Consider the following 26,913-nt stretch of genomic DNA (forward strand, 5'->3'; position numbering starts at 1 on the left):
TCAATCCTCCTTCGACCCCTTCCGGTCGATGTGCTTGCGCAACCGGCTTGGCGTGTGGAACTTGCGCTCCTTCCAGGGGTTCTTGTCGCCCTGGCTGCGGAACGTCAGCCGGATCGGCGTGCCCGGCATCTCGAAATGTTCGCGCAGCCCGTTCACGAGGTACCGCTTGTAGCTGTCGGGCATCAGGTCGGGGTGGCTGCACATCACCACGAAACCCGGGGGCCGGGTCTTCACCTGGGTCATGTAGCGCAGCTTGATGCGGTGGCCCCCCGGTGCGGGCGGCGGATGCGCCTCGGTCATCGCCCCGAGCCAGCTGTTCAGCTTGGCCGTGGTGATCCGCTTGTTCCAGATGTCATGCACCCGCACGATGGCATCGTGCAGACGGTCCAGCCCCCGCCCCGTCTTGGCCGAAACCGTGACCAGCGGCGCGCCTTTCAGCTGCGGCAGCAGGCGCTCGAACATCTCCTTCAGATCTGCGAGCTTTTCCTGCTTCTCGTCCTCCAGGTCCCACTTGTTCGCCGCCACCACGACCGCGCGCCCCTCGGTCTCGGCGAAATCGGCGATGCGCAGGTCCTGGGTCTCGAACGGGATCTCCACGTCCAGCAGAACCACCACCACCTCGGCAAAGCGCACGGCGCGCAACCCGTCGGCGACCGACAGCTTCTCCAGCTTCTCGACGACGCGCGCCTTCTTGCGCATCCCCGCCGTGTCCCAGATGCGGATCGGCGTGCCCATCCAGTCCGACCGCAGCGAGATCGCGTCGCGGGTGATCCCCGCCTCCGGCCCGGTCAGCAGACGGTCGGTCCCGAGGATCTTGTTGATCAGGGTCGATTTCCCGGCATTGGGCCGGCCGATCACGGCAATCTGCAACGGCTTGGCCGCCGTCGGGCGATGCGCCAGCGGATCGGCCTCTTCCTCGCCCTCGGCCTCGGAAAGGTCCACCTCCACCGCCGGGGCGGTCTCGGCCTCGCGCTCGTCGTATTCCGCGGCCAGCGGGCGCAGCAGGTGATAGAGGTCTTCCATCCCCTCGCCATGTTCGGCCGAAATCCGCACCGGCTCGCCCAGGCCCAACTCCCAGGCTTCCAGCGCGCCCGCATCGGCGGCAGAGCCTTCCGCCTTGTTCACCGCCAGAATGACCTTCCCGCCCTTGCGCCGCAGGATGTCGGCAAAGACCCGGTCCGTCGCGGTCAGGCCGGCGCGGCCGTCCACCAGGAACAGGCTGATGTCGGCCATGTCCACCGCACGCTCGGTCAGGCGCCGCATCCGGCCCTGCAGGCTGTCGTCGGTCACATCTTCCAGCCCGGCCGTGTCGATCACAGTAAAGCGCAGGTCCATCAGCCGCGCATCGCCCTCGCGCAGGTCGCGCGTGACGCCGGGCTGGTCATCGACCAGCGCAAGCCGCCGCCCGACCAGGCGGTTGAACAGGGTCGACTTGCCCACATTCGGGCGCCCGACAATGGCCAGCGTGAAGGACATGGCAAACACCTCCGCAAACACCGGGGCCCGCAGGTCCCGAAGCGGATGCCTTACATGGCCGGCGCCTCAGCGGAAAGCGTGAAGTTGCCCGTCGCCGCCCATGACGTAAAGCATCGAATTGGTCAGGATAGGGGCCGAGGAGGCGCCTCCCGGAATCACCGCCGTGGTCACAAGTCGCCCGTCGCGCGGGTCGAACACGCGCAGGTAGCCGTCTGAAGATGCCACGATGATCCGCCCGCCTGCGGCCACGGGGCCGTAATGGGCATAGATCGCCTGCTGCTTCTTCGGCTTCTGCTCAACGAAATAGGGCAGCGGAACCGACCAGATCACCGCGCCGTCGCCAGCATTGATCCTCACCAGATGCCCGTCATCGGTCACCTGGAACAGCGATCCGCCCACCGGCATCACCGGGTTCAGCGCGCCCTCGCCGGCGGACCACCGCACCTCGCCGGTCTCCATGTCCAGCGCCGCCGTCCGCCCGCCCGAGGTGCCGACAATCGCCGTGCCCCCCAGGATCACCGGATCGGCCGTCACTTCCGAGAACGAGGCATAGGGCCGACCGACCCGTTGGCCGCCCACGCCCGAGGCCCAAAGCTGGTGGCCCGACCGCTTCAGATAGGCCGAGACATCGCCGCTTTCATAGGGAATCAGCACCCGGTCTCCGGCCACGGCCGGCGCGCCGCCGCCCATTGTCCCAGACCGGTTGGCCGAGCCCATGCCCGACCACAGGATCTTGCCATCCGCCGTGCTCATCGCCAGCGCCGTGCCGTTGCGCAGCACGACAAAGACCATGTCGCCATCCACGGCAGGTGCGCCCGCGGCCGGTACGTCCAAACGCTTCGTCCAGACCGTCCCGCCGGTTCTGGCGTCCAGCACGACCAACTCGCCCGACACGGTGGAAACGTAGAGCCGGCCGCGGTCATAGGCCATGCCCGCCCCGGCCGGGCCGCCACCCCGGTCAAACCCCGCCGCGAGGTTCCTTGCCCAGACCGCCTGCCCGCTCGCCGCGCTCACCGCCACAAGCTGCGTGCCGGAATCCATGGCAAAGATCAGCCCGTCGCCCGCCACGGGCGAGGCCTGGATGCGGGCGCGGCGCGAGTTGCCCTCGCCGATCGGCGCCGACCAGACCATGACAGGCTGCGCCGACAGACGCCCAACCGGCGAGACATGGCGCACGTTGCCGCCGCGCTGCGTCCAGCTCGCATTGGCTTCGCCCGCGGGTACCGAGATCGGCACCGATCTGTTCGCCGGCTGCGCGGGTGGCGCGACCTGCCCCGAAGCATCCACCTCGACCGTCGCCAGATCGGTGTCCAGCGGATAGCGCGGGCCGGGAAGGATCAGCTCCTTTTCCGCGCAGCCCGCCACCGTTGCCAGCACGACCAATGCCGCCAAAGCGTTGCGGCGTCCGTCATGCCAAGCCATCCGCCCCGAAGCTGCCATCTGTCCAGATCCTGCCGTCAGCCTGCATCCGCGGCGGGGTCACCGCCAAGCGCGGTGATCACCTGCCCCGCCCGCGACCGCAAGGGTGCCGAGGCCTCCTGGTCCACGGTCAGCGCCTGAAGCGCGGTGATCGCCGCTGCGGTGTCACCCGCCTCGATCAGCAGATAGGCCAGCTGTTCCTCGGCCAGGGTGCGGAAGGCGCGGCCCGGCTGGGCAATGCCGTCCAGTGCCATCTGCCGGTCCGCCAGCGGCATCTCGGCACCCGCCACGATCACCCGGCGCAGCACCGCAAGGTCGCGCAGGCTTTGCGGCTGCGTCTGATCGGCGATCAGCCGGTCCAGCGCGGCCAGCGTCGCCGCCTTGTCCTCGGACGGGTCCGAGGCCAGCAGAAGGTCGATCACCGCCTTCTGGCTACCCTCCGCGGGAATCGCGGACAGCGCCGCGCGGCGCTCTTCGGTGCCGCCCATGTCCAGCGAATCCAGCACCGCATCGCCAAAGGCTTCCGCCCGCGCCGCCTCACGCGCGGCGGTCCACTCGATCCAGGCCGTGCCGCCGACGATGGCCACCACAACCAGCCCGCCGATCCAGCCATACTTGCGGAAGGCGGCAAACAGCCGGTCGCGCCGGACCTCTTCGGTCACTTCCTCGATGAAGCTGTCGGGGTTATGCACGGGCATCTCCTTGGCGTCGCGCGCTCGTCTTACACGGCTTGGCCCGGATAAGCCAAGCCCTGCCGGGCGCCGCCGGCCTCACTCCGCCGCCAGCGCCTCTTCCTCTTCCGCCGACTGCCGCGCCCACATCGCGGCATAGCGCCCGCCCGCCTCCAGAAGCGCCTCGTGCGTGCCGCGCTCCAGGATGCGGCCCTCTTCCATCACCACGATCAGGTCGCTGTCCGCGATGGTCGACAGCCGGTGCGCGATGGTCACCACCGTCCGCCCCTGCCCCATCTCGCGCAAGGACTCCTGGATGTCCCGCTCGGTCTGGGTGTCCAGCGCCGAGGTCGCCTCGTCCAGCACCAGGATCGGCGGGTCCTTCAACAGCGTCCGCGCGATCCCCACCCGTTGTTTCTCGCCACCCGAAAGCTTCAGCCCCCGTTCGCCCACCGTAGTTTCATACCCCTCGGGCAGCGACAGGATGAAATCGTGGATCTTCGCCGCCCGCGCCGCCGCCTCCACCTCCTCGCGGGTGGCGCCAGGCCGGCCATAGGCGATGTTGTAATAGACCGTGTCGTTGAACAGCACCGTGTCCTGCGGCACCACCCCGATGGCCCGGTGCAGCGACTCCTGCGTCACCTCGCGCAGATCCTGCCCGTCGATGCGGATCGCGCCCCCCGTCACGTCATAGAACCGGAACAAGAGCCGCCCGATGGTCGATTTGCCGGAACCCGAATGGCCCACCAAGGCCACCCGCTGCCCCGCGCCCACCTCCAGCGAAATCCCCTTCAGGATCGGGCGCGAAGGCTCATAGGCAAAGCGCACATCGTCGAAGACGATGGCCCCGCCCGCCACTTTCAGCTCCGCCGCATCGGGCCTGTCCACGATCTCGGCCGGCTGCGACAGAAGCCCGAACATCTCGCCCATGTCCACCAGCGACTGGCGGATTTCGCGGTACACCGTGCCCAGGAAGCCAAGCGGCATGGTGATCTGGATCATATAGGCGTTGACCATCACGAAATCGCCCACGGTCAGCGTCTTGGCCTCCACGCCAAAGGCCGCCATCACCATCACGATCACCAGCCCTGTGGTGATGATGAAGGCCTGCCCTGCGTTCAGGAAGCTCAGCGAAAGCCCCGTGCGCACCGCCGCCACTTCATAGCGTTGCATCGCCCGGTCATAGCGCGCGGCCTCCCAGCCCTCAGCGCCGAAGTACTTCACCGTCTCGTAATTCAGCAGCGAATCGATGGCCTTCTGGTTGGCATCGGTATCCTGGTCGTTCATCTCGCGCCGGATCTGCACCCGCCATTCCGTCACGCGGAAGGTGAACAGCACATAAAGCGCCACCGTCGTCACCACGACGGCCGAATAGGTCCAGCCGAAGACCACGGCGAAGATGACCGCAACCATGGTCAGTTCCAGGATCAGGGGCCCGATGGACAGAAGAAGGAAGCGCAGAAGGAAATCCACGCCCTTCACGCCACGCTCGATGACCCGGCTCAGGCCTCCGGTGCGCCGCGTGATGTGATAGCGCATCGACAGCCGGTGGATGTGCTCGAAGGTCTCAAGCGCCAGCTTGCGCATGGCACGCTGGCCCACCCGGACGAAGACCGCATCGCGCAATTCGCCGAACAGCACCCCGCCAAGCCGCGCCAGCCCATAGGCCACCGTCAGACCCACCGCGCCAAGCGCCAGAAACGTCGCCACCCCCGGCGCGTCGCCCGCCAGCGCGTCCACCGCCTCCTTGTACAGGAACGGCGTCGAGACAGAGATCACCTTGGCCGCCAGCAGGAACAGAAGCGACATCACGACCCGCCGCTTCACCCAGGTCTCGCCCTCGGGCCAGAGATAGGGCGCCACGCGCCGGATCGTCTGCCATCCGCTCGCTGCCTGCGGAGCGTGCGGGTCTGTCGAGGAATTGCTCATGTCCGGGGCGCCTCTGGCTGGCCGCAGCAGGAAAGGTTGATCCGCGCGCGGCTTGCGGCTAATGATGATTCAACAGTTCATGAGTATTTGAAGGATGCAGAAAGGACAAGCCCTCTCCGCGCTCTCCGCCCTGGCCAACGACCAGCGGCTCGATCTCTTGCGGCTCCTGATGCCGCGGGGCGAGGAAGGCTTGCCGGCGGGCGAGATTGCGCGCAGCCTTGGGCTGTCCGCCTCGCGGCTGTCCTTCCACCTGGCCCAGATGGAACAGGCGGGCCTGATCCGGTCACGCAAGGTCGCGCGCAACGTGTTCTATTCCGTCGATGCCGAAGGCATCGGCCGCACCATCGGCTATCTGCTGAACGATTGCTGCTTCGGCAACGCCAAGGTCCGCGCCTGCTGCGCTGACGAGGCGTCAGTCCCGCTCTCCGAACGGGATCAGGCCGCCGCACAGACCACCGAAATCACGGCTTCAGCGCCGGAACGGTGAACACCTGGCCCGGATAGATCAGGTCCGGGTCGCGGATCTGGTCCTTGTTCGCCTCGAAGAGCTGAACATAAAGAACACCTTCGCCAAAGTTGTCGCGGGCGATCTTCCAAAGGGTGTTGCCCGGCTGAACGGTGATCGTCACCATTTCCTGCGCCGGGGGCGCAGCCTCGGCTTCAGCCGTCGCCACGGGCGTCGCCGGTTCGGCGGCGGCAGGGGCAGCGGGTTCCGCCGCCGGGGCCGCCGCCGGTTCAGCAACCGCTGGCACGGCAGGCTCTTGCGTCGCCTCGGCTACCGCCGCCGGGGGCTCTTCCTCTGGCGCCTCGGGCACCTGCGCAACTGCTGCGGGCTCCGGTGCCGCCGGTTCAGTCGCCGCCGGTTCGGGCGCCGCCGATTCCGGTGCCGCTGGTTCCGGCGCAGGCTCCGCTGACGGTTCCGCAGGTTCCGCCATCGCGGCCTCCAGCGCCGCCGGATCTTCGCGCTTGAACGGTGTCTCGAAGCGCGAAATCACCTTGCCCGTGCCATCCAACTGGTCAGCGCGCAACCGGTGCAGGCCGGGGCTCACCCCCTCGGGCACCACCGACCACTGCCCATCCGCGGCAACCGGCGTCTCGGCCAGGAACGCATCGTCCAGGTACAGACGCACTGTCGCGCCGCCCATGCCCCGGCCCGAGATTCGCACCGCCCCCTCGGCCTCGTAGGCGATGGAATCGATCACCACCTCCTCGGGCGGGATTCCGGCGGCATCGCCGCCCTGGATCACCTTCACCTCATCCTCGGTCACCAGCAGGGCGGCCGGCGCCTCCGGCTCGGGCGCTGCGGCCGGCTCTTCTGCCGGTTTTGCTTCAGCTTCACCTGCGGGTTCAATCGGCGCTGCGGGCTCTGCCGCCGCCACAGCCACTTCGGGCGCCTCGGTCGGGGCGACCGCGATGCTTTCCTTGCCCGGCACCTCGGTGCCATCGGCCAGCCGCATCACCAGGGTCAGAAGCCGCGCCGCCTGCGAAGGTGGCAACGTGAACATCGCCACGAACTTGCCCGAGCCATCCGCCTGGGTGCTGACGGCTTCCGTCCCGTCCACCAGCACGGCAACGGTCGCCTCCGCTGCCGCCTGGCCCGCCACAAGCGCCGCGCCGTCCGGCTCGATCCGCACCACATCCACCGTCGGCAGTTCGGGCGCGGCGGGTGTCGCCGCCGGGGCCTCGGGCGCGGGCTCTGCCGCAGCCTCCGCCTTTGGTTCCGTCTCTGCTGCAGGTGCGGGCGTCGCAGCCGGCTCTGCCGTCGCGGCCACCTGGCTTTGCGCCGGAACTTCCGTCACTTCGGGCAAGGGTCGCGACGCGTACCAGACCAGCGCCCCCGCCACCGCGGCCACCGCCACGCCCCCCGAAATCAGGCCCGCGCGCGCGCCCGATCCCATTTCTGACCATCTGGCCATCGTTCCCCCGTCGTCCCCCGGTCGCCGTTCGTGAGGGCGGGGCCGTTTGCCGGCCATCCTTTGCCCCCCGGCGCTTGCCGTTGCTTCACAAAACCCCGATATCTGCGCTCAAAGCAACCATATTTCGCAAGAGCAAGCCCCATGACCACACTCCGTTCCGTCTGCGTGTTCTGCGGGTCGCGCAGCGGCGTCGATCCGGCCTATGCCCAAGCCGCGCGCGGCACCGGTCAGGCGATCGCCGCTGCCGGCTGGCGGCTCGTCTACGGGGCGGGCGACGTGGGCCTGATGGGCGAGGTTGCCCGCGCCGCAGAATCCGCCGGCGCCAGCGCCATGGGCGTGATTCCGGTCCATCTTCTCAAGCGCGAGAAAGGCCGGCGCGACCTGTCCACCTTCGTCGTCACCGAGGACATGCACGAACGCAAGAAGGTGATGTTCATGAATTCCGACGCCGTCGTGGTCCTGCCCGGCGGCGCAGGGTCGCTGGACGAGTTTTTCGAGGTTCTGACCTGGGCGCAGATCGGCCTGCACAGCAAGCCGATCTATCTGCTCGACACCAATGGCTACTGGCAGCCGCTCGTCGCCCTCCTGCACCATGTCGTGGCGCAGGGCTTCGCCGAGCCTTCGATGCTCGCCAGCTTCGCCGTGGTGCCCGACCCCGAGGCGCTCGCAACCGCCCTGCACGCCGCGCTGGATTGACCAAGGGGCCGCGCGGCCCCTCGGACAATCCTTAAGTCCAAGTTAAGACGCCCACGCAACACCTTGATATTGCTGCAACCGGAAAGGCGTCCGAGCTCGGACGCCTCATTCCAGCCGCGCCGGGAACCCCTCGGCCCGCAGGTCCGTCGCCAGCATGTCCTCCAGGAGCTTGGCAATCATCGGCGACTGCGCCGCCCCCCCATAGGCCGCCCGTGCCGCCACATAGGTCTGCTCGGTCATCGCGGCCAGCTCCAGCGGCACCCCGAACTCCCGGCCAAATCCCAAGGCAAACCCCAGGTCCTTCAGCGCCAGATCGACCGAGAAGGCGATGTCATAGGACCCGTTCAGGATCAGCGCCCCCTCGGTCTCGTGGACAAAGGAATTGCCGGACGAGGCCCGGATCGCATGCCACGCCTGCCCCAGATCCAGCCCGCCCCGCTTGGCCAGCATCAACGCCTCTGACGTGGCCTTCAGATGGATAAAGGCCAGCATGTTGGTGATGACCTTGATGATCGAGGCGCTGCCCAGGGGGCCCATGTGGAACAGCCGGTTCCCGATGGCCTCCAGCGCGGGCCGGTGCAGGTCGAACAGGTCCTGCTCGCCCCCCACCAGCACCGTGATCTCTCCCCGAGCCGCCAGGTGAACGCCCCCGGTGACCGGCGCCTCCAGCATCCGCACCTCGCCCACCTGCGCCAGCCCCGCCAGCCGCAGCACATCGTCCCGGCCAAGCGTCGAGTTCTCGATCCAGGTCGCGCCCGCCTTCATCTCGGGCAGCATCTGCGCTAGCACCGCCTCGGACACCGCGGGCGACGGAAGGCAGGTGAACACATGGTCCGAAGCCGCCGCCACCTCTGCCGCGCTGCCCGCGACCCTGGCCCCCTTCTCCCTGTGCCGCGCCGCCAGCGCCGGGTCGCGGTCATACACCGTCACCTGATGCCCCGCCCGGATCAGGCTGGCAGCGATATGCCCGCCCAGGTTCCCCAGCCCCACATAGCCGTACTTCATCCCCACCCCCTCAGCGGAAATAGATGTTGAACCGCGCCCGGATCGCCTGGTCGATCTCCGGCTCGATCACGCAACCCGCCCGCGACAGGATCTCGTTCTTCCGCTCGATCGCCTTGTCCAGAAGGATCGGCTTGCCCGCCTCGTTCCATTCCTTCGGGCTCATCCGGTTGCCCACGTTCGGATAGATGTATTCGGTCTGCATCAGCTTCAGCGTCTGGTCGGACCCAAGGTAATGCCCCGGCCCGCCCAGGCAGACCTCCTTCATCGCCTCGATCGAGGTCGAATCCGGGGTCACGTCGATGCCCCGCACCAGCCGCATCACCTGGCCCAAGAGGTCGTCGCCCAACACAAGGCTCTCCAGGCAGAACCCCAGAAGCGAGGCGTGCATCCCCACCGCCTCATAGCACATGTTCAGCCCGGCCAGCCCCGCCAGCGCATTCGTGATGCCCTGCTCCCAGCCGGCCTGCATGTCGGGCAGCTTCGAATCCGAAATCCCGGATGCCGCGCCGCCGGGCAGGCCATAGAACCGGTGCATCTGCGCACAGCCCGCGGTCAGCAGCGCCTGCTCGGCGCTGCCACCCGACATCGCTCCCGTCCGCAGGTCCGACACGAAAGGCCATGTGCCAAAGATCGCCGGTGCACCGGGGCGGATCGCGTTCACATAGACCACGCCCGCCAGGCATTCCGCCACGGCCTGCACGATGGCCAGCGCAATCGGCGCCGGCGCCGTCGCCCCCGCCTGCCCGGCAGACAGCAACAGCATCGGCATCCCCCGCCGGACGCAATCCTCCATCACCTTGCAGGACTCTTCGGCAAACTTCATGGGAGGCACGACGAAGCAGTTGGAATTGCTCACGAAAGGCCGCTCGCGCCAGGCTTCCTCGCTGCCTGCGACCGTATACAGCACGTCGAAACAATCCGCGACATGGCTCGGGTCAAAGAACGAGGTTCCCACATGCTTCCTCGTGCCCGCCAGGCAGGCATAAAGCGTGTTGAGATCCATCTCCTTGTTGTCCACCACATCGCGGCAGACCATGGTGCGCTGATAGAAATGGATGTTGTCCAGGTTGTCCACCAGCCGCGCCGCGTCATACAGATCCTGCGCGGTCGAATCGCGGTACTCCAGCGTCACCGGGTCCACCACATGCACCGCCGCCCCGGCGGTCCCAAAGTGAACATTCGTTCCGGAAAGATGCAGATCGTGCTTCGGGTCGCGCGCATGAAGCGTGATGTTGCGCGCGGCCTTGGTCAGCATGTCCTCGACCAGCGCGCGCGGAAAGCGGATGCGCCCGTCATCGCCCAGCACCGCCCCGGCACCGGTCAGGATCTCCACGCCCGAGGCCGGGGCATTGGACAAGCCGATCACCTCCAGCGCCTCCAGCGCGGATTGGTGGATCTGCTCCATCCCGGCCTGGCTCAGCGGGTTGTACTGCCCGCCCGGCATCCCCGGACGCACGGGGCGCACATCCTCGGCCAGGGGCGCGGCGCGCATCGCCACCCGCGCCGCCCGCCCGCCCGGCCGACGGGCCCGTGCCGGTTCGCAGGTTTCGCCAACTTCCAGAGCTTCACCAGCCATCGTCATCTCCCGTTTTCCGTTGAAATCCGTGGCATTGCGCCCGGACCCTGTCATTCCATCCCGGCACCGCGCTGCAACAGCGCGTCGATCTCGTCACCCGCCGCGGCCCGCATCAGCGGCGCGAAAGACCCCTCGTCCAGCATCGCCGTCATCGCCTCGCGGATCGCGGCATGGGTCACCCGCGCGATCTGGCTCCCGGTCGAGATGCGCCGCACCCCCATGGCCGCCAGCTCCGCCACGCTCATCGCCTTCAGCGGACCCGCCGCCAGCGCGTTCACCGGCTTGCGAACCGCGGCCAGCACCTGCGCCAGTTCCGCGCGCCCCGGCGGGACCGGCAGGTACAAAAGGTCCGCCCCCGCCGCCTCGAAGGCCTGCAAGCGCCGGATACCCTCGGCCAGGTCATAGGCCCCGTTCATCACGCCATCGGCACGCGCGCAGAACACGAAGGGCCGGCCAAGCGCGCGCGCCGCGGCCACCCCGGCGCGCACCCGCTCCACCGCCGCCTCGAACCCATGCGCCGGGCTGCCCGGTGCCATCACCGTATCCTCAATGGAACAGCCCGAAAGCCCCACCTCGCCCGCCAGCCTCACCGTCTCGGCCACATCTTCCGGCGCGGGACCGAAGCCGTCTTCGAAGTCGCCGGATACCGGCAGGTCGGTGGCTTCCATCAGGTCCGCTGCATGGGCCAGCGCCTCGTCGCGGCTGACCCCGCCCATATCGGGCCGGCCCAAAGTGAAGGCATGCGCCGCCGAGGACGTCGCCAGCGCCTTGGCCCCCAAGGCCGCCATCATGCGCGCCGACCCGGCATCCCAGGGGTTCGGGATGACGAAGCAACCGCTTTCATGCAGCGCCGCAAAGGCCTTGTGACGGTCGGAAAGCTTCAAGCCAGATCTCTTTCTTCTGTTCCCAAGTATCCTCCGGGAGTGCGGGGGTGGAAAACCCCCGCCTCGCCGCCCGTCACCCGCGCACCCGCTCCGATTTCGGGTCATGCATCGGCACAAGCGACGCCACCGCCCTGTGCCGAACCCCCGCGACTTCGATCTCGTAGGTCGAGCCCAGAACCTCCGCCTCGCTCTGGCCCGCACACGGAACATAGCCCATGCCGACGGCACCGCCGAGGAAATGGCCATAGTTCCCGCTGGTCACCGGCCCCACGATCCGGCCATCGCGCACCACCGCTTCATTATGGAACAGAAGCGGCTCGGGGTCCTCCAGCCGGAACTGGACCATGCGGCGGCTCAGGCCCGCCTCCTGCTTGCGCAGCACCGCCTCACGGCCAAGGAACGCCGGCTTCTTGCGGCTTACGGTGAAGCCAAGGCCCGCTTCCAGCACATGATCCTCGTCGGTGATGTCATGGCCCCAGTGGCGATAGGCCTTCTCGATCCGGCAGCTGTCCAGCGTGTGCAGCCCGCACAGCTTCAGCCCGACCTCGGCGCCCGCCTCTTCCAGGGCCTCGAAGACATGGGCCGTCTGGTCGGCGCTGACGTAAAGCTCCCAGCCAAGCTCGCCGACATATGTGACGCGATGCGCCCGGGCCAAGCCCAGGCCGATCTCGATTTCCCGCGCCGTGCCAAAGGGATGCGAGGCATTGCCAAAGTCGTTGGGCGAGACTTTCGACAAAAGCTCCCGCGATTTCGGCCCCATCACGCACAGCACCGATTCCGCCGCCGTGACATCGGTGATGACCGCGAAATCATCGCCCAGGTTCGCCCGCATCCAGGCAAGGTTGCGCGTCAGCGTGGCCCCCGGCACCACGGCCAGGAAAGCGGTCTCGGACAGCCGCGTCACGGTCAGGTCGGCTTCGATCCCGCCGCGCTCGTTCAGGAACATGGTGTAGACGATGCGCCCCGGCTCCACGTCCATCTGCGCCGAGGAAATCCGGTTCAGGAAGGCCAGCGCACCCGGCCCCTCGACCCGGATCTTGCCGAACGAGGTCATGTCGAAGAGGCCTACGCCGGTGCGCACCGCCATGTGTTCGGCCTTCTGGTTGTCGAACCAGTTCTGCCGCTTCCAGCTGTAGCGGTATTCCCGCTCTTGCCCCGGGTCCGCGAACCAGTTCGCCCGCTCCCATCCCGCCACCTCGCCGAACACCGCGCCACGCGCCTTCAGATGCTCGTGAATGGGCGACCGGCGCACACCCCGCGCGGTGACGACCTGGCGATAGGGGAAGTGGTCGGCGTAAAGCAGGCCCAGGGTTTCCGTAACCCTTTCCTTCAGATAGCGGCGGTTCTTCTGGAACGGCTGCGCGCGCCGGATATCCACTTCCCACAGATCGAACGGCGGCTCGCCTTCCGTGATCCAATGCGCCAGCGCCATGCCGGCCCCGCCCGAAGACACGATCCCGATCGAGTTGTAGCCGGCCGCAATCCAGTAGCCCTTCACCTCGGGCGCCTCGCCCAGGTAATAGCGGTCGTCGGGCGTAAAGCTCTCCGGCCCGTTGAAGAAGGTATGGATCCCCGCCGACTGGAACAGCGGCATCCGGTGCATCGCCGCTTCCAGGATCGGCTGGAAATGGTCGAAATCCTCGGGCAGCGTGTCAAAGCAGAAATCCTCGCGGATGCCCTCCATCCCCCAGGGCTTGGCCTTGGGCTCAAACGCCCCCAGCATCATCTTGCCCGCGTCCTGCTTGTAATAGGCACATTCGTCCGGCACACGAAGAACCGGCAATTGACAAAGCCCGTCAATCGGTTCCGTGACAAGGTAGAAGTGCTCGCAGGCATGAAGCGGCAGCGTCACGCCGTTCTGCGCGGCCAGGTCCCGCCCCCACATGCCGCCGCAGTTGATCACCACGTCCGCCGCAATATGCCCCGGCCCCTCGGCGCCCTCGTAATCCACCCCGCTCACGCGGCCCCCGGCGGTGGTGACGCGCGTCACCTTCACGCCCTCGAAGATCCCCGCCCCCCGCATCCGCGCGCCCTTGGCCAGCGCCATCGCGATGTTGGCCGGGTCGCACTGCCCGTCCAGCGGCAGCGCCACCGCGCCCACCACATCACCCACCTCCAGATGCGGATAGCGCGCCTTCACCTCGGCCGGCGAGATCTCGTGGACCTCCACGTCGAAGATCCGCGCCACCGTCGCCTGCCGCAACAGCTCCTCGTGCCGCTCCTTCGTCAGCGCGACCGAGATCGACCCCACCTGCCGCATCCCCGTGGCCACGCCCGTCTCGGCTTCCAGCTTCACGTAAAGATCGGCCGAATACTTCGCCAGCCGGGTCATGTTCTGCGACCCGCGCAGCTGCCCGATCAGCCCCGCCGCGTGCCAGGTCGTGCCGCAGGTCAGCTGCTTGCGCTCCAGAAGCACCACATCGGTCCAGCCGGCCTTGGCCAGGTGATAGGCCACCGAACAGCCCGACACCCCCCCGCCGATCACCACGGCCCGCGCCCGATCCGGAATCCTGCTCATTGTCTTTCCCCAAACATTCCGGCCCCGCGCGTCCTCACGCGCGGATGCGCTCGTTCTTCGCGTCCCACAGCGGCTGATCCGCCTGCACCACCGCCGGGTATCTCACCCCGAAGATCTCCACCTCGACCTTCGTGCCCGGCACATTCAGCCCGGCCTTCAGCATCCCCAGGCCAATGCAGGCGCCCACCCGGTGGCCCCAGTAGCCAGAGGTCAGTTCGCCCACGACCTCCTCGCCGTTCCAGATCGTCGACATGTAGGGCGGGTCCTGCTCGCCCGCCTCGATCACCAGCGTACAGAAGCGCTTCATCACACCCCGCTGCTTTTCCGCCTCCAGCGCCGCCTTGCCCCGGAAGGCGGGCTTGGCCCAATCGACAAACCGTTCCAGCCCGCCCTGCAACACCGTGTAGTCGGTGGACAAATCACCCTTCCAGGCACGGTAGCCCTTCTCGATGCGCAGGCTGTTCAGCGCAAACATGCCAAAGGGTTTCAGCCCCAGGGGTGCACCCGCCGCCATCACCGCATCCCAGATCGCCGGCGTGTCCGCCACGCGCGAATGGATCTCCCAGCCAAGTTCGCCCGCGAAGCTCACCCGCATCAGAACGGCGGGTCGCCCGGCCACCGTGGCCCGCTGCCAGGTCAGCCAACCCTTCGCCAGATCCGCATCCGACACGGCGGCCAGGATCTCGCGCGACTTCGGCCCGGTCAGAATCTGGGTGGACCAGTCCAGCGTCTCGTCCGCCAGAACCAATCCCGGTGCCAGATGCCGCAGCAGCCATTCCTTGTCATGGGATTGCGCCGTGGCGGCGGTGATCAGCACCACCTCATCCTCGGCAACGCGCGCCACCGACATCTCGGTGACGATCCGCCCCTTGTCATCGGCGAAATAGGCCAGGCCAAGCCGGTCGACCGATGGCACCTTGCCGGTGATCTGCTCACCCAGCCAGGCCACCGTCCCCGGCCCCGTCACGCGGAAGCGCGAGAAACCCGGCAGGTCCAGGATCCCCGCCGCATCGCGCACCGCCTCGCATTCCGCCTTCACCGCGCCAAACCAGGGGCCTTCGCGGTCCCAGGTGCGCTGCGCCGCCTCGCTTACATCGTCGCCCGGCCGCGCATACCACAGCGCCCGCTCCCAGCCATTGTAGGGCCCGAACTGCGCGCCCAGGGCCGCCGTGCGGTCATGCACGGCGCCAAGCTTCTTCATCCGGCCTTCCGGCCAGGCGTGATGCGGGAAGTGGATGGCATATTCGTGGCCATAGACCTCCATCCCCTTCTTCACGCAGTAATCTTCATCCTCGAAGCCGGTGAAGCGGCGCGGATCGCAAGACCACATGTCCCATTCGGTCGCGCCCTCCGTCACCCATTCCGCCAGCACCTTGCCCGCCCCGCCCGCCTGGCAGATGCCGAAGGTGAAGACGCAGGCCTCAAAGGCATTGGGCACGCCCGGCATCGGTCCGATCAGCGGGTTGCCATCGGGCGCATAGGGGATCGGCCCGTTGATGACCTTGGTCAGTGCGGCCTTTTCCAGGAGGGGCACCCGCGCCATGGCATCGGCGATATGCCATTCCAGCCGCTCCAGATCGTCAGGGAACAGCTGGAAACTGAAATCCTGCGGGAAAGGATCGTCGGGGGTCGCCCAATGCGCGCGGCAATTGCCCTCATACGGCCCCAGGTTGAAGCCGTTCTTCTCCTGCCGCAGGTAGTAGGACGAATCCACATCGCGCAGCAGCGGCAGCTTGTGGCCCACTTCCTTCGTCCAGGCTTCCAGCTCGGGAATGGTGTCGAACAGCATGTACTGGTGGCTCATCACCATCATCGGCAGGTCGCGGCCGAACATCCGGCCCACCTCGCGCGCATAATAGCCCGCCGCATTCACCACGATCTCGCAGCGAATCTCGCCCTGCGGCGTGTTCAGCACCCATTCGCCGCGTTCGCGCCGAACGCCCGTCACCGGGCAGAAGCGTTCGATATGCGCCCCCATGGCCCGCGCGCCCTTGGCCAGGGCCTGGGTCAACTGCGCCGGGTCGATGTCGCCGTCATAGGGGTCATACAGCGCGCCCACCAGGTCATGCGTCTGAACAAAGGGATAGCGCGAGCGAATCTCGTCAGGCCCCAGGATATCCAGGTCCATGCCCTGATAGCGCCCCATGCCCACGACGCGCTTGAACTCCTGCAACCGCTCCTTGGTATGGCCCAGGCGCACCGATCCGGTGACATGGTAGTTCATCGGATAGTCCACCGCCGCGCCCAGGCCACGATACAGTTCGGCCGAATAGCGCTGCATGTTCATGATCGACCAGGACGAGGAAAAGGTCGGCACGTTCCCCGCCGCATGCCAGGTCGATCCGGCGGTCAGTTCGTTCTTTTCCAGCAGAACGCAGTCCGTCCAGCCCGCCTTGGCCAGGTGATACAGCGCCGAGGCCCCGACCGCCCCCCCGCCGATGATGACAACACGCGCCGATGACGGAAGAGCCATGCCCACCCCCTGAAATTCCGCGGCCACTATCGCGCCGCAAAGGGTTGCTTTCAATTCGGACAGAACCCGGCTATTGATCGAAAAGACCGATCAGAGCTGGCGTGCCCCATGCTTCTTCCGTTCCAAAATATCCCACGGGGGGTCCGGGGGGTGTGAAACCCCCCGGCGCTCTCCGCCAAAGGACCGCGCCTCCCATGCAGATCGACCTCCTCGACACCTTCCTCGACCTGGCCGAAACACGCAGCTTCCACCGCACCTCGGAACGGTTGGGCATCACCCAGTCCACCGTCTCGGCCCGCCTCGCCGCGCTCGAATCCGCCGTCGGCTCGCGCCTCTTCGACCGCTCGCGCGCCGGAACGGACCTCACCCAGGAAGGCAAGCGGTTCGAGCCGCACGCCCGGGCGCTCCGCCACGAATGGAACGAAGCGCGCCGCCGCATCCAGGTGCCGCAGGCAGCAGCCCATCTGGTGCGGCTCGGCATCCAGAACGACCTTGCCGCCGTCTATCTTGGCGAATGGGTGGCGGGCTTCCGCCGCGCCCTGCCGGATACCGCCTTCTACATCGAGCCGGATTATTCCAACCAGATGTGCGCCGACCTTCTGACCGGCGTGCTCGATTTCGCGGTGATGTTCTCGCCCAAGCCGCACCCCGACCTGCATTTCGAAAGCCTGGGCGATGTCGCCTATCACATGGTCTCGACCGAGGCCGGAACGATGGCCGAAGTCACCCCCGCCCGCTTCATCTTTGCCCATTTCTCCCCCGCCTTCGAGGAAATGCACCGGCAACTCACCCCCGACCTCGCCGCCGCGCCGGTCTCGGTCGGGCAAAGCGGCTCGGTCGTCTCGCTCCTGATGGCGATGGGGGGCTCGGGCTATGTGCTGGAACGCACGGCGGACGAGCTGGTGAAATCCGGTCGCGTCACCCGCGTGGCCGATGCCCCGGTGATGCGCCAGCCGGTCTATGCCGCGCTCCACATCCGCCACCGCATCGCCCCGGTCCACCGCCGCCTGTTGCGCGTCGTTCTGCGCAAGCTGGGCGGGCGATCCGACGACAGCGAATGAGACTTGGTCGAGTGAAACCGGGGCAGGAAGGCCCTCACCCCCTGCCCCGGCCAAGTCTTAAGTCCAAGTTAATTCGGACGCGCAACCCATTGATTTTCCTTTGTCCGACCAAGCGTCCGAGCTCGGACGCCCTCAGGCCGCCGGCCGGAACACCCGATAGATCGCCGGGATCACCAGCACGGTCAGCGCCGTCGAGGACAGAAGCCCGAAGAGAAGCGAGATCGCCAGCCCCTGGAAGATCGGGTCCGCCAGGATCACCACCGCCCCGATCATCGCCGCGATGGCGGTCAGAAGGATCGGCTTGAACCGGATCGCCCCCGCCTCGATCAGCGTCTCGACCGTCGGCCGCTTCTCCCCCGAGGCCCGGATGAAATCGACCAGCAGGATCGAATTCCGGACAATGATCCCCGCCAGGGCAATGAACCCGATCATCGAGGTCGCCGAGAACGGCGCGTGGAACATCCAGTGCCCCAGCATGATGCCCAGGAAGGTCAGCGGGATCGGAGTCAGGATCACCAGCGGCAGCTTGAACGACCCGAACTGGGCGACCACCAGGATATAGATCCCCAGCAGAGCCACGCCAAAAGCCGCCCCCATGTCTCGGAACGTGACCCAAGTCACCTCCCACTCCCCGTCCCAGAGCAGCGTCACCCCCGTCTCGTCGGTGGGCTGCCCGTTCAACGCGATCACCGGCTTGGTGCCTTCCGGCCAGTCCATCCGGTCCAGCGCCTCCTGCACCGCAAGCATCCCGTAGAGCGGCGCCTCGAAGTTCCCGGCCAGTTCCGCCGTCACCATCTCGGCCGCCCGGCCATTGTGGCGGAACACCGGAAAGCTCGCCCGCTCCTCGGTGACCCGGATCACATCGCCCAGTTCCACCACCCCCCGCGCGCCCGGCAGCACGTTGGCCGGGATCGGCGTGGACAGGAAGCGTTCGTCCAGCACCCGGTCGCCCTTGTCCCGAGCGATCTGCAGCGGGATGGGATAGCGCCCCTCGCCCCGGTGTGAGTAGCCCACGACCTGCTCGCCGTTCAGGATGGCCAGCGTGTCGAACACGTCCTTCTCCTCGACCCCGAAGAACTCCAGATCGTCGGTCGAGATCGAGGCCCTGAGCTTGCGCGGCGGCACGCCATAGCTGTCGTCCACGTCCACCACGAAGGGCACGCTCTCGAAGGCCTGCCGCACCTTGGCGGCAGTCTCACGGCGGGTCTTGGCATCGGGCCCATAGATCTCGGCCAATAGAGTGGCGATCACCGGTGGGCCGGGCGGCGGCTCTACCGTCTTCAGGCTGGTGCCTTCCGGCACCGGAATGGCCTTCAGCCGCTCGCGGATGTCCAGCGCGATGTCATGGCTCGTCCGCTCGCGTTCGGTCTTGGGCGACAGGACCAGCGCCACCTCGCCCATATGCGGCTGCTGGCGCAGGAAGTAGTGCCGCACGAGGCCGTTGAAGTTGAAGGGCGCGGCCGTTCCGGCATGAGTCTGCACCGCCACCACCTCCGGCAGGTCCAGCACCGCCGCGGCCACATCCTGCGCCACCCGGTCGGTCGCCTCGGTCGAGGCGCCTTCGGGCAGGTCGATCATCACCGAAAGCTCCGACTTGTTGTCGAACGGCAGAAGCTTCACCGTGACGTCCTTGGTGTAGACAAGCCCAAGCGAGCCGAACGAGATCGCCGCCGCCCCAAGAAGGAAGGTCAGCGCCCCCCACCGGGTCCGAAGCACCGGCCGCGCCACTCGGGCGTAAAGCTTGCCCAGGGTGCCGCCAGGATGGCCGCCGTAGGTGTCGTCATGGCCATGCGCCGCCATGTTCGCCCGGCCCGCGATCTTCACCATCAGCCAGGGCGTTATGATGACGGCCACGAAGAAGGAGAAGATCATCGCCGCCGACGCATTGGCGGGGATGGGCGACATGTAGGGGCCCATCAGGCCGCTGACGAACAGCATGGGCAGAAGCGCCGCCACCACAGTCAGAGTGGCCACAATGGTGGGGTTGCCCACCTCGGCCACCGCATCAACTGCCGCGCGCACGCGGTCGCGCCCGTCGTTCATGCCCCAGTGGCGGGCGATGTTCTCGATCACCACGATGGCGTCATCGACCAGGATGCCGATCGAGAAGATCAGCGCGAAGAGGCTGACGCGGTTCAGGGTGTAGCCCATGATCCAGCTGGCAAAGAGCGTCAGAAGGATCGTCACCGGGATCACGATGGCCACCACCACCGCCTCGCGCCAGCCGATGGCCAGCCAGACCAGGGCGATGATCGAGACCGTTGCCAACCCCAGATGGAACAGAAGCTCGTTGGCCTTCTCGTTCGCCGTCTCGCCATAGTCGCGCGTCACGGTGACGGTGACGCCCTCGGGGATCACGCGACCCTCCAGCGCCTCGACCCGGTGCAGCACGTCCTCGGCGACGATCACGGCATTGGCGCCGGCGCGCTTGGCCACCGCCAGCGTCACCGCGGGGGTCCGTTCCAACCCCGCCTCGCCGCGCGTCACCGTGGCAACGATATGATCCGACGTATCGGCCACATAGGACACTTCAGAGACATCCGAAACATAGACCGGACGACCGTCGCGTGTGGTCAGAAGCAGGTTCATGACCTGGGACGGCGCTACCAGCGTCTCGCCCGCGACAAGGGCCACTTCTTCGCCCTTGTCGCGCAAGAGCCCCGTCGAGAAGGCGCGGTTTGCCTGCGCGACCTTGCCCTGCAACTGCTGCAACGTAACGCCGTACAGGGCCAGCCGGTCGGGGTCAGGCGCGATGCGGATTGCGTCCTGGGCGTCCCCCACCAGGTAGGTGAGGCCCACATCATCTGATTTCGTGACCTCGGCCTGAAGTTCGCGCGCGATCCGGGTCAATTCCCCGGCCGACACGTCCGAACCCGGCTCGGCCGTCAGCGTCAGCGTGAGGATCGCCACATCGTCGATCCCGCGTCCGACGATCAGCGGTTCGGGGATGCCGACAGGAATCTTGCTCATGTTTGCGCGCACCTTGTCATGCACGCGCAGGATCGCGTCTTCGGCCTCGGTGCCCACCACAAAGCGGGCGGTCACCATCACCTGATCGTCGCTGGTCTGCGAATAGACATGCTCGACATCGTTGATGCCCTTGACGATGACCTCCAGCGGCTCTGTGACCAGCTTCACCGCGTCTTCCGCGCGCAGGCCCGGCGCCTGAATCGTGATGTCCACCAGCGGCACCGAGATTTGCGGCTCTTCTTCTCGTGGCAGCGAGGTCAGGGCAACAAGGCCGGCTGCAAGCGCGGCAAGAATGAATAGCGGTGTCAGGGCCGACTGGATGAACGCCTGCGTCAGACGGCCGGCAATACCAAGCGATTGCTCATGCACCGGCAGGACGGGGCCGGATTCACGATCACTCATGATTAGCCCCTTCCAGAACGTCGTCACCGGCGGCCAGTCCCGAGATGATCTCGACCATTGCCCTTCCGTCGACTTCCTGATGCTGGCCTGGCACCACGGCGCGCATCACGGTCTTGTCTCCCGAACGCACCGCCACGAAATCGAGCCCGGATTGCGTATGTATGGCTTCGGCCGGCACCATCAGTGCCAGCCGCTGTCCGACCGGCAGGCGCACCAGCACCCGGGCGTCAAAGAAGCCTTCAGGAAGGTTTTGCACCTCGACATCTGCCACCACGCGGCCGTTCTCGATCAGGGGATAGATCCGGGCCAGCTTGCCCTCCCGCTTGCCCGCCGCTTCCTCGATTTCGATCGTATCGCCTTCCTTCAGCGCGGTGGCATGACGCTCGGGGACGGCGAGGCGAAGGAACACACCGCCGCCGCCGATCTCGGCCACCGGCTCTCCCGGCATGATCACGGCTCCGGCCGCCACCGGCACGTCCAGAACCCGCCCGGCGACGGGCGACAGGACCGAGCCTTCGGCGGCTTGCTGTTCGATCACCCGGCGCTGTGCCCGTGTCGCCTCGATCTGGCCCGTCAGAGCATCGACCTGCGCCCGCAGCGCATCCAGCCGCTGTGCAGTGGCAACGCCGCGCGAGAGAAGCTCTTCACCACGCGCCAGTTCTGACTTCGCGTTTTCCAGTTGAGCCTGCAACGCGTCAAGCTGGCCATCGGTCGCCTTCAACTGGAAGCCCAGCTTCTCGTCCACCACCTCGGCGATGACCTGGCCCTCGGTCACGGTGTCGCCTTCGACCACGCTCACCGAAACAAGGGTTCCTCCAAGGCGTGCGCGAGCCGGTATGCGGTCGCGCGCCTCGATGCGGCCATAGACCGCCTTCCATTCGGTCACCGGTATCGGTGCCAGCGGCTCGGCGAACGCGGGCAAAATGGAAGCGGCGGTCAGGGCCAGTCCGAAAACGGCGGCACGGGCGTGCGAGGCAGGTCGCATGGGCAGACTCCGGTTGGCTGCCGGTCCTGGCGACCGGAGGCGGCTATACATTCACATGTTTGCATATATAGCATCCAAGCCCGGATGCAAGAGCATCCCGACCGTGCCTTCAGACCTCGGTTCTGAGCCGGTATCCCGGCGCATGGGCCAGCCGAACCAATGTTATCGGACCGTCTGGCGCGAACGTGCGTCTTTCGGTGATGAACAGTGCCGCCCCCTCGACAAGGCCAAGGGCGGCTGCCTCACGCGAATCGGCCGCCTCCGCGCTGAACTCGATATCGCCGCTGGCGTAGGGAACGTTGCCGACCAGCCATTCGTTCAGGGACACGCGGTCTGGATCGGGCAAGGGAGGCAGGATCGCCGTGTTCAGCCAACGGGTTTCAAGCGCGAAGGGGCGACCGTCGGCCAGATGCAGTGTCTCGACCAACAGCAACTCCGCAGCGTGGTTCAGCCGCGAAGCGACCGGGGGTGGCGGCACGACCCGGTTCGCCGACAACACGCGGTGCGAATGGACGGCCCCCCGCGCTTCCACCTCGCGGCGGATGACGGGTATCTCCAGCGTGGCCTTGCGCACCGGAAGGACCGTGACCCTTGTTCCGGCCTTGCGCCGGCGCTCCAGGAAACCTGCCTCGGCCAAGTCACGCAGCGCACGGTTCACCGTGGCCCGGGCGCAGCCGAATTCCCGCGCCAGATCTTCCTCGTTCGGGATGGTCTCGCCCGGTGACCATTCCCTCGTCCGGATGCGCCGAAGCGCCTCGTCGCGGATCGCTTCCCAGCCCTGGATCACAGCGCCGCTCCCAACCGGGCCATCACAGCGCGGAACCGCGCCGCAACGGGCTCGCGCGCAATGTGGCGCCCGTCACGGACGATGTGCCGTCCGGCCGACCAAAGTCCGTCCACCCGGCCCGCATTGGTGAACAGCAGAGTGTCCAGCACCGCATCGCCCGTCCGTCCCGGCACATCCGACAAAGACAAAGCAACGAGGTCGCCCCACAGGCCTTCCGCAATGGCGCCAGAGGCACGCCCCGCCGCCCTGGCACCGCCCTGCGCCGCGCCCTCCCACAACACACGTCCGGTCGAGCGGCCGTCGGTGGCCAGAACGGCCCGACCCCGCCGGGCCAGCCGTTGCGAATACTCCAGCGTCCTCAGCTCTTCCCGAAGCGAAATCAGCACGTTGCTGTCCGATCCAACACCAAAGGCTCCACTGGAGGCCAGATACCGTGGCGCATCGAAAACCCCGTCGCCTAAGTTTGCCTCGGTGATCGGGCAAAGCCCTGCCACCGCGCCCGAGACCGCAAGGTCCAGCGTCTCGTGCGGGGCCATCTGTGTCGCATGGATCAGGCACCAGCGGGGATCGACCGGCATCCGGTGCATGAGCCACTCAACCGGCCGAGCCCCCAGATGGGCCTGAACCTCCGCAACTTCAGCCAGTTGCTCGGCGACGTGAATGTGAATCGGTCCCTCGGGCGCGATCTGCAGCGCGGCCTTCAGCCCGGCTTCGTCCACTGCGCGCAGCGAATGCGGCGCCACGCCAATGCGCGCGTCGGGAGCAAGCCCCGCCAGATGGGCGGCCGCCGCCAGCCAGAGTCGCGCGAAACGGTCGGTACTATTGCCAAAGCGCAACTGCCCCCCGGCAAGCGCCCGCCCGTCACAGCCGCCGCGCTGGTACATCACCGGCAAGAGCGTAAGCCCCAGCCCAGTCTCCTGCGCCGCCAGCACAACACGACCCGCCATTTCCGCCGGGTCTTCATAGGCCATGCCGCCTGGCGCGTGGTGCAGATAGTGGAATTCGGCCAAACCTGCGAACCCGGCTTCGGCACTTTCCACCATCACTTGTGCGGCGATCGCCCCGACATCCTCGGGCGTCAGCCGGTCGAGAAACCGATACATCAGGCTTCGCCAGGTCCAGAAACTGTCCTGCCCCGCGCCGCGAAACTCCGTCAGCCCGGCCATGGCGCGCTGAAAGACATGCGAGTGCAGGTTCACAGGGGCGGGCAGCAGGACTTCGACCCGCTCCCCCGCAGTTGCCGCATCCGGTGTGATGCGGTGGATGCGCCCGTCGCGAAGTTCCACCGCCACGTCTCTTGCCCATCCTTCGGGCAGAAGCGCCATCCCGGCATGGATCAGCATCACGAACCTCGCTTGACAGGAGCTATTATGTGTAGACATATTACGCTCAAGCGCAGACAAAAGGCAAGCCTCATGGCGATTCTCCTGCACAATGCGACGCTGGCGACGATGGAGGGCGGCTACGGCCTCGTCCCGCGCGGCGCTGTTGTCATCGAGGGTGACGCAATCCTCTGGGCCGGCCCAATCGCCGCGCTGCCTGCGGGGCTATCCAACCTGTCTCATCACGATGCCGAGGGCCGCCTGGTCACCCCTGGGCTGATCGACTGCCATACCCATGTGACCTATGCGGGCAGCCGCGCCCGCGAGTTCGAGATGCGCCTTCAGGGCGCAAGCTACGAAGAGATCGCCCGTGCCGGAGGCGGAATCCTTTCCACGGTTTCGGCAACCCGGGCTGCCACAGAAGACGAGATCGTGGCGCAGTCCCTGCCGCGCCTGGACGCGCTTATCGCCTCGGGCGCGACGACGGTCGAAGTGAAGTCGGGCTATGGCCTGACCGTGGCAGACGAGTTGAAGCTGCTCCGCGCCGCACGCAGTCTGGGCCGCCTGCGCGATGTCGAGATACGCACCACGCATCTTGCCGCCCATTCGATTCCGCCCGAATACAAGGGCCGGGCGATGGCCTATATCGACGAGGTGGCGATTCCGTCGCTTTGGCAAGCCAAGGCGGATGGCCTTGCGGATGCAGTGGACGCCTTCTGCGAAGGCATCGCATTCTCGCCAGAAGACGTGGAACATCTGTTCACTTATGCGCAGGGACTGGGTCTGCCCCTTAAACTCCATGCCGAACAACTCTCCAATCTTCATGGCGCGGCCCTTGCTGCCCGAATGGGCGCCCTGTCTGCCGACCACCTGGAATACCTCGGGCTAGATGGTATCGCGGCGATGGCCGCCTCTGGAACGGTCGCGGTGATTCTGCCGGGCGCCTTCTACACGCTGCGCGAGACGAAGTTGCCCCCGACCGCTGAACTGCGTGCGGCGGGCGTGCCCATGGCGGTGGCAACAGATCTCAACCCGGGCACTTCGCCGCTGGCCTCTTTGCCGCTGGCCATGAACATGGCGTGCACCCTGTTCCGCATGACCCCGGAAGAGGCGCTCCTCGGCACAACCGTCCATGCCGCTCGCGCGCTTGGCCTCACCGACCGGGGCCGCATCGCAGCCGGATTGCGCGCCGACCTTTGCCTTTGGGACGCAGACCACCCTTCGGAACTCAGCTATCTCATCGGGGGCCCGCGCCTCCACGCCCGCATCTTCGGAGGCCATCTTGACGCCTGAAATCCTGATCCCCGGCGAAACCACCCTCGCCCAGCTGGAACGCCTCTGGCGCGACGAGGCCCCGGCGGAACTTGCCCCCACCTCCCGCCCCGCCATCGAGGCCGCCGCCGCCCGCATCGCCGCCGCCGCCGCGGGCGAGGCGCCGGTCTATGGCGTGAACACCGGCTTCGGCAAGCTCGCCTCGCTGAAGATCGCGGCGAAGGACACGGCCACACTGCAGCGCAACCTGATCCTCAGCCATTCCTGCGGCGTGGGCGAGCCGATGCCCCGCGCCACCGCCCGGCTGATGATGGCGCTGAAGCTCCTCTCCCTTGGTCGCGGCGCGTCCGGCGTGCGGTGGGAGGTGGTGCAACTTCTGCAGGACATGCTGGCCTGCGGCGTGACCCCGGTGATCCCGGCCCAGGGCTCGGTCGGCGCAAGCGGAGACCTCGCGCCACTGGCCCACATGACCGCCGCCATGCTGGGCGAAGGGCTGGTCGAGATCGACGGCACCCGCCTTCCCGCCGCCGATGCACTGGCGATGGCAGGCCTTTCCCCCATCGCGCTCGGCCCCAAGGAGGGTCTGGCGCTGATCAACGGCACCCAGTTCTCCACGGCTTACGCGCTGGCGGGCCTGTTCCAGGCCTGGCGCGCCGCGCAATCGGCGCTGGTGATCTCGGCCCTGTCGACCGATGCCATCATGGGCTCGACCGCCCCCCTGCATCCCCAGATCCATGCCCTGCGCGGCCATGCCGGCCAGATCGAGGCTGCCGCACTGATGCGCGCCCTTCTGGACGGCTCGGTCATCCGCGAAAGCCATCGCGAGGGCGACAGCCGGGTGCAGGACCCCTATTGCATCCGCTGCCAGCCGCAGGTCACCGGCGCAGCGATGGACGTGCTGCGCATGGCCGCCCGCACGCTGGAGGTGGAAGCCAATGCCGCCACCGACAACCCCCTTGTGTTGGCCGACGGCCAGATCGTTTCGGGCGGCAACTTCCACGCCGAGCCGGTAGGCTTCGCTGCCGACATGATCGCCATGGCAGTGGCCGAGATCGGCGCCATCGCGCAACGCCGCGTGGCGCTTATGGTGGACCCGACGCTAAGCTTCGACCTGCCGCCGTTCCTCACCCCCGACCCCGGCCTCAACTCCGGTCTGATGATCGCCGAAGTGACGACCGCCGCCCTGATGAGCGAGAACAAGCACCTCGCTCATGCCACAGTGACCGACAGCACCCCCACATCGGCCAACCAGGAGGATCACGTCTCGATGGCCGCCCACGGCGCCCGCCGACTGGGCCGGATGACCGAGAACCTCAACGTCATCCTGGGTGTCGAGGCTCTGTGCGCCGCGCAAGGTGTGGAGTTCCGCGCGCCGCTCGCCACTTCCGTGCCGCTGCAATCCGTCCTCGCGCGGTTGCGCGCCGACATTCCGCGCATCACCGAAGACCGCTTCCTTGCCCCTGACCTGGCCCATGCGGCTGCGCTTGTCGCCAATGGCGCACTGGCCGGGGCTGCCGGCATCGCCCTGCCCGCGCTTCATCTTGGCTGAAA

Annotated in this window: 19 protein-coding genes; 5 read left to right on the forward strand and 14 right to left on the reverse strand. The window is 67.2% G+C overall.

Translation table 11 applies throughout. The annotated features are described in order from the left end of the window. The 4 genes from der to JO391_RS07190 form a co-directional block, all read right to left on the reverse strand. The gene (der, locus tag JO391_RS07175; RefSeq protein WP_220663731.1) at window positions 1–1,476 is read right to left on the reverse strand and encodes a ribosome biogenesis GTPase Der; all 1,476 of its coding nucleotides are present in this window, start codon (window positions 1,474–1,476) and stop codon (window positions 1–3) included. A 66-nt stretch (window positions 1,477–1,542) separates the two neighbouring features. After that, on the reverse strand, window positions 1,543–2,916 hold the full coding sequence (locus tag JO391_RS07180) for an outer membrane protein assembly factor BamB family protein (RefSeq protein WP_220663732.1): 1,374 nt from the start codon (window positions 2,914–2,916) through the stop codon (window positions 1,543–1,545). A gap of 17 nt (window positions 2,917–2,933) precedes the next feature. Further along, on the reverse strand, window positions 2,934–3,587 hold the full coding sequence (locus tag JO391_RS07185; RefSeq protein WP_220663733.1) for a tetratricopeptide repeat protein: 654 nt from the start codon (window positions 3,585–3,587) through the stop codon (window positions 2,934–2,936). Window positions 3,588–3,665: 78 nt separating this feature from the next. Further along, window positions 3,666–5,495: an ABCB family ABC transporter ATP-binding protein/permease gene (locus JO391_RS07190; protein ID WP_220663734.1), complete on the reverse strand. Its 1,830-nt coding sequence runs from the start codon at window positions 5,493–5,495 to the stop codon at window positions 3,666–3,668. Window positions 5,496–5,589: 94 nt separating this feature from the next. Here JO391_RS07190 and JO391_RS07195 point away from each other — a divergent pair, with 94 nt between their 5' ends. Continuing rightward, window positions 5,590–5,982: an ArsR/SmtB family transcription factor gene (locus JO391_RS07195; protein WP_220663735.1), complete on the forward strand. Its 393-nt coding sequence runs from the start codon at window positions 5,590–5,592 to the stop codon at window positions 5,980–5,982. On the opposite strand, the gene JO391_RS07200 is transcribed toward JO391_RS07195, so the two are convergent. Next, complete coding sequence (locus tag JO391_RS07200; RefSeq protein ID WP_259444843.1) at window positions 5,957–7,411, reverse strand: LysM peptidoglycan-binding domain-containing protein; 1,455 nt, start codon at window positions 7,409–7,411, stop codon at window positions 5,957–5,959. The genes JO391_RS07195 and JO391_RS07200 overlap by 26 nt on opposite strands. 141 nt (window positions 7,412–7,552) lie before the next feature. Here JO391_RS07200 and JO391_RS07205 point away from each other — a divergent pair, with 141 nt between their 5' ends. Further along, window positions 7,553–8,107: an LOG family protein gene (locus JO391_RS07205; protein WP_220663736.1), complete on the forward strand. Its 555-nt coding sequence runs from the start codon at window positions 7,553–7,555 to the stop codon at window positions 8,105–8,107. Window positions 8,108–8,212: 105 nt separating this feature from the next. Here the strand turns inward: JO391_RS07205 and JO391_RS07210 are convergent, their stop codons facing one another. From JO391_RS07210 to JO391_RS07230, 5 genes are all read right to left on the reverse strand, one after another. After that, complete coding sequence (locus tag JO391_RS07210; RefSeq protein ID WP_220663737.1) at window positions 8,213–9,112, reverse strand: NAD(P)-dependent oxidoreductase; 900 nt, start codon at window positions 9,110–9,112, stop codon at window positions 8,213–8,215. Between the two features lie 10 nt (window positions 9,113–9,122). Beyond that, the gene (locus tag JO391_RS07215) at window positions 9,123–10,688 is read right to left on the reverse strand and encodes a trimethylamine methyltransferase family protein (RefSeq protein WP_220663739.1); all 1,566 of its coding nucleotides are present in this window, start codon (window positions 10,686–10,688) and stop codon (window positions 9,123–9,125) included. 50 nt (window positions 10,689–10,738) lie between these two features. Continuing rightward, window positions 10,739–11,572, reverse strand: coding sequence for an isocitrate lyase/PEP mutase family protein (locus JO391_RS07220; RefSeq protein ID WP_259444844.1), 834 nt, complete (start codon window positions 11,570–11,572; stop codon window positions 10,739–10,741). A 73-nt stretch (window positions 11,573–11,645) separates the two neighbouring features. Further along, window positions 11,646–14,090, reverse strand: a complete 2,445-nt coding sequence (locus JO391_RS07225) for a GcvT family protein (protein ID WP_220663741.1) — start codon at window positions 14,088–14,090, stop codon at window positions 11,646–11,648. 34 nt (window positions 14,091–14,124) lie between these two features. Further along, complete coding sequence (locus JO391_RS07230) at window positions 14,125–16,563, reverse strand: GcvT family protein (RefSeq protein WP_220663742.1); 2,439 nt, start codon at window positions 16,561–16,563, stop codon at window positions 14,125–14,127. Between the two features lie 194 nt (window positions 16,564–16,757). On the opposite strand from JO391_RS07230, the gene JO391_RS07235 reads away from it, so the two are divergent. After that, window positions 16,758–17,624, forward strand: coding sequence for a LysR family transcriptional regulator (locus JO391_RS07235; protein ID WP_220663743.1), 867 nt, complete (start codon window positions 16,758–16,760; stop codon window positions 17,622–17,624). Between the two features lie 132 nt (window positions 17,625–17,756). Here the strand turns inward: JO391_RS07235 and JO391_RS07240 are convergent, their stop codons facing one another. The 4 genes from JO391_RS07240 to JO391_RS07255 all read right to left on the reverse strand — a co-directional run bounded on the left by JO391_RS07240 (window position 17,757) and on the right by JO391_RS07255 (window position 24,114). After that, window positions 17,757–20,996, reverse strand: a complete 3,240-nt coding sequence (locus tag JO391_RS07240) for an efflux RND transporter permease subunit (RefSeq protein WP_220663744.1) — start codon at window positions 20,994–20,996, stop codon at window positions 17,757–17,759. Then, a complete protein-coding gene (locus JO391_RS07245; protein ID WP_220663745.1) occupies window positions 20,989–21,981 on the reverse strand; it encodes an efflux RND transporter periplasmic adaptor subunit in 993 nt (330 codons plus the stop codon). The genes JO391_RS07240 and JO391_RS07245 overlap by 8 nt, the downstream gene beginning before the upstream one ends. Before the next feature lie 109 nt (window positions 21,982–22,090). Continuing rightward, on the reverse strand, window positions 22,091–22,768 hold the full coding sequence (gene hutC, locus JO391_RS07250; RefSeq protein ID WP_220663746.1) for a histidine utilization transcriptional repressor HutC: 678 nt from the start codon (window positions 22,766–22,768) through the stop codon (window positions 22,091–22,093). Beyond that, complete coding sequence (locus JO391_RS07255; RefSeq protein ID WP_220663748.1) at window positions 22,765–24,114, reverse strand: formimidoylglutamate deiminase; 1,350 nt, start codon at window positions 24,112–24,114, stop codon at window positions 22,765–22,767. Before JO391_RS07255 ends, hutC begins: the two co-directional genes overlap by 4 nt. Before the next feature lie 69 nt (window positions 24,115–24,183). On the opposite strand from JO391_RS07255, the gene hutI reads away from it, so the two are divergent. Further along, window positions 24,184–25,383: an imidazolonepropionase gene (gene hutI, locus JO391_RS21430; protein ID WP_259444845.1), complete on the forward strand. Its 1,200-nt coding sequence runs from the start codon at window positions 24,184–24,186 to the stop codon at window positions 25,381–25,383. Beyond that, entirely contained in the window at window positions 25,373–26,911 is a 1,539-nt protein-coding gene (hutH, locus tag JO391_RS07260; RefSeq protein ID WP_259444846.1) for a histidine ammonia-lyase, read from the forward strand. The genes hutI and hutH overlap by 11 nt, the downstream gene beginning before the upstream one ends. Window positions 26,912–26,913 lie beyond the last annotated feature (2 nt).

Source organism: Neotabrizicola shimadae (genome assembly GCF_019623905.1).
Lineage (GTDB): Bacteria > Pseudomonadota > Alphaproteobacteria > Rhodobacterales > Rhodobacteraceae > Neotabrizicola > Neotabrizicola shimadae.

Bases quoted from the DNA above. Each gene is read 5' to 3' on its own strand.
- der (WP_220663731.1), bottom strand. From the start codon at position 1,476: ATGTCCTTCACGCTGGCCATTGTCGGGCGCCCGAATGTGGGCAAGTCG.
- JO391_RS07180 (WP_220663732.1), bottom strand. From the start codon at position 2,916: ATGGCAGCTTCGGGGCGGATGGCTTGGCATGACGGACGCCGCAACGCT.
- JO391_RS07190 (WP_220663734.1), bottom strand. From the start codon at position 5,495: ATGAGCAATTCCTCGACAGACCCGCACGCTCCGCAGGCAGCGAGCGGA.
- JO391_RS07195 (WP_220663735.1), top strand. From the start codon at position 5,590: ATGCAGAAAGGACAAGCCCTCTCCGCGCTCTCCGCCCTGGCCAACGAC.
- JO391_RS07200 (WP_259444843.1), bottom strand. From the start codon at position 7,411: ATGGCCAGATGGTCAGAAATGGGATCGGGCGCGCGCGCGGGCCTGATT.
- JO391_RS07205 (WP_220663736.1), top strand. From the start codon at position 7,553: ATGACCACACTCCGTTCCGTCTGCGTGTTCTGCGGGTCGCGCAGCGGC.
- JO391_RS07210 (WP_220663737.1), bottom strand. From the start codon at position 9,112: ATGAAGTACGGCTATGTGGGGCTGGGGAACCTGGGCGGGCATATCGCT.
- JO391_RS07215 (WP_220663739.1), bottom strand. From the start codon at position 10,688: ATGGCTGGTGAAGCTCTGGAAGTTGGCGAAACCTGCGAACCGGCACGG.
- JO391_RS07225 (WP_220663741.1), bottom strand. From the start codon at position 14,090: ATGAGCAGGATTCCGGATCGGGCGCGGGCCGTGGTGATCGGCGGGGGG.
- JO391_RS07230 (WP_220663742.1), bottom strand. From the start codon at position 16,563: ATGGCTCTTCCGTCATCGGCGCGTGTTGTCATCATCGGCGGGGGGGCG.
- JO391_RS07235 (WP_220663743.1), top strand. From the start codon at position 16,758: ATGCAGATCGACCTCCTCGACACCTTCCTCGACCTGGCCGAAACACGC.
- JO391_RS07240 (WP_220663744.1), bottom strand. From the start codon at position 20,996: ATGAGTGATCGTGAATCCGGCCCCGTCCTGCCGGTGCATGAGCAATCG.
- JO391_RS07245 (WP_220663745.1), bottom strand. From the start codon at position 21,981: ATGCGACCTGCCTCGCACGCCCGTGCCGCCGTTTTCGGACTGGCCCTG.
- hutI (WP_259444845.1), top strand. From the start codon at position 24,184: ATGGCGATTCTCCTGCACAATGCGACGCTGGCGACGATGGAGGGCGGC.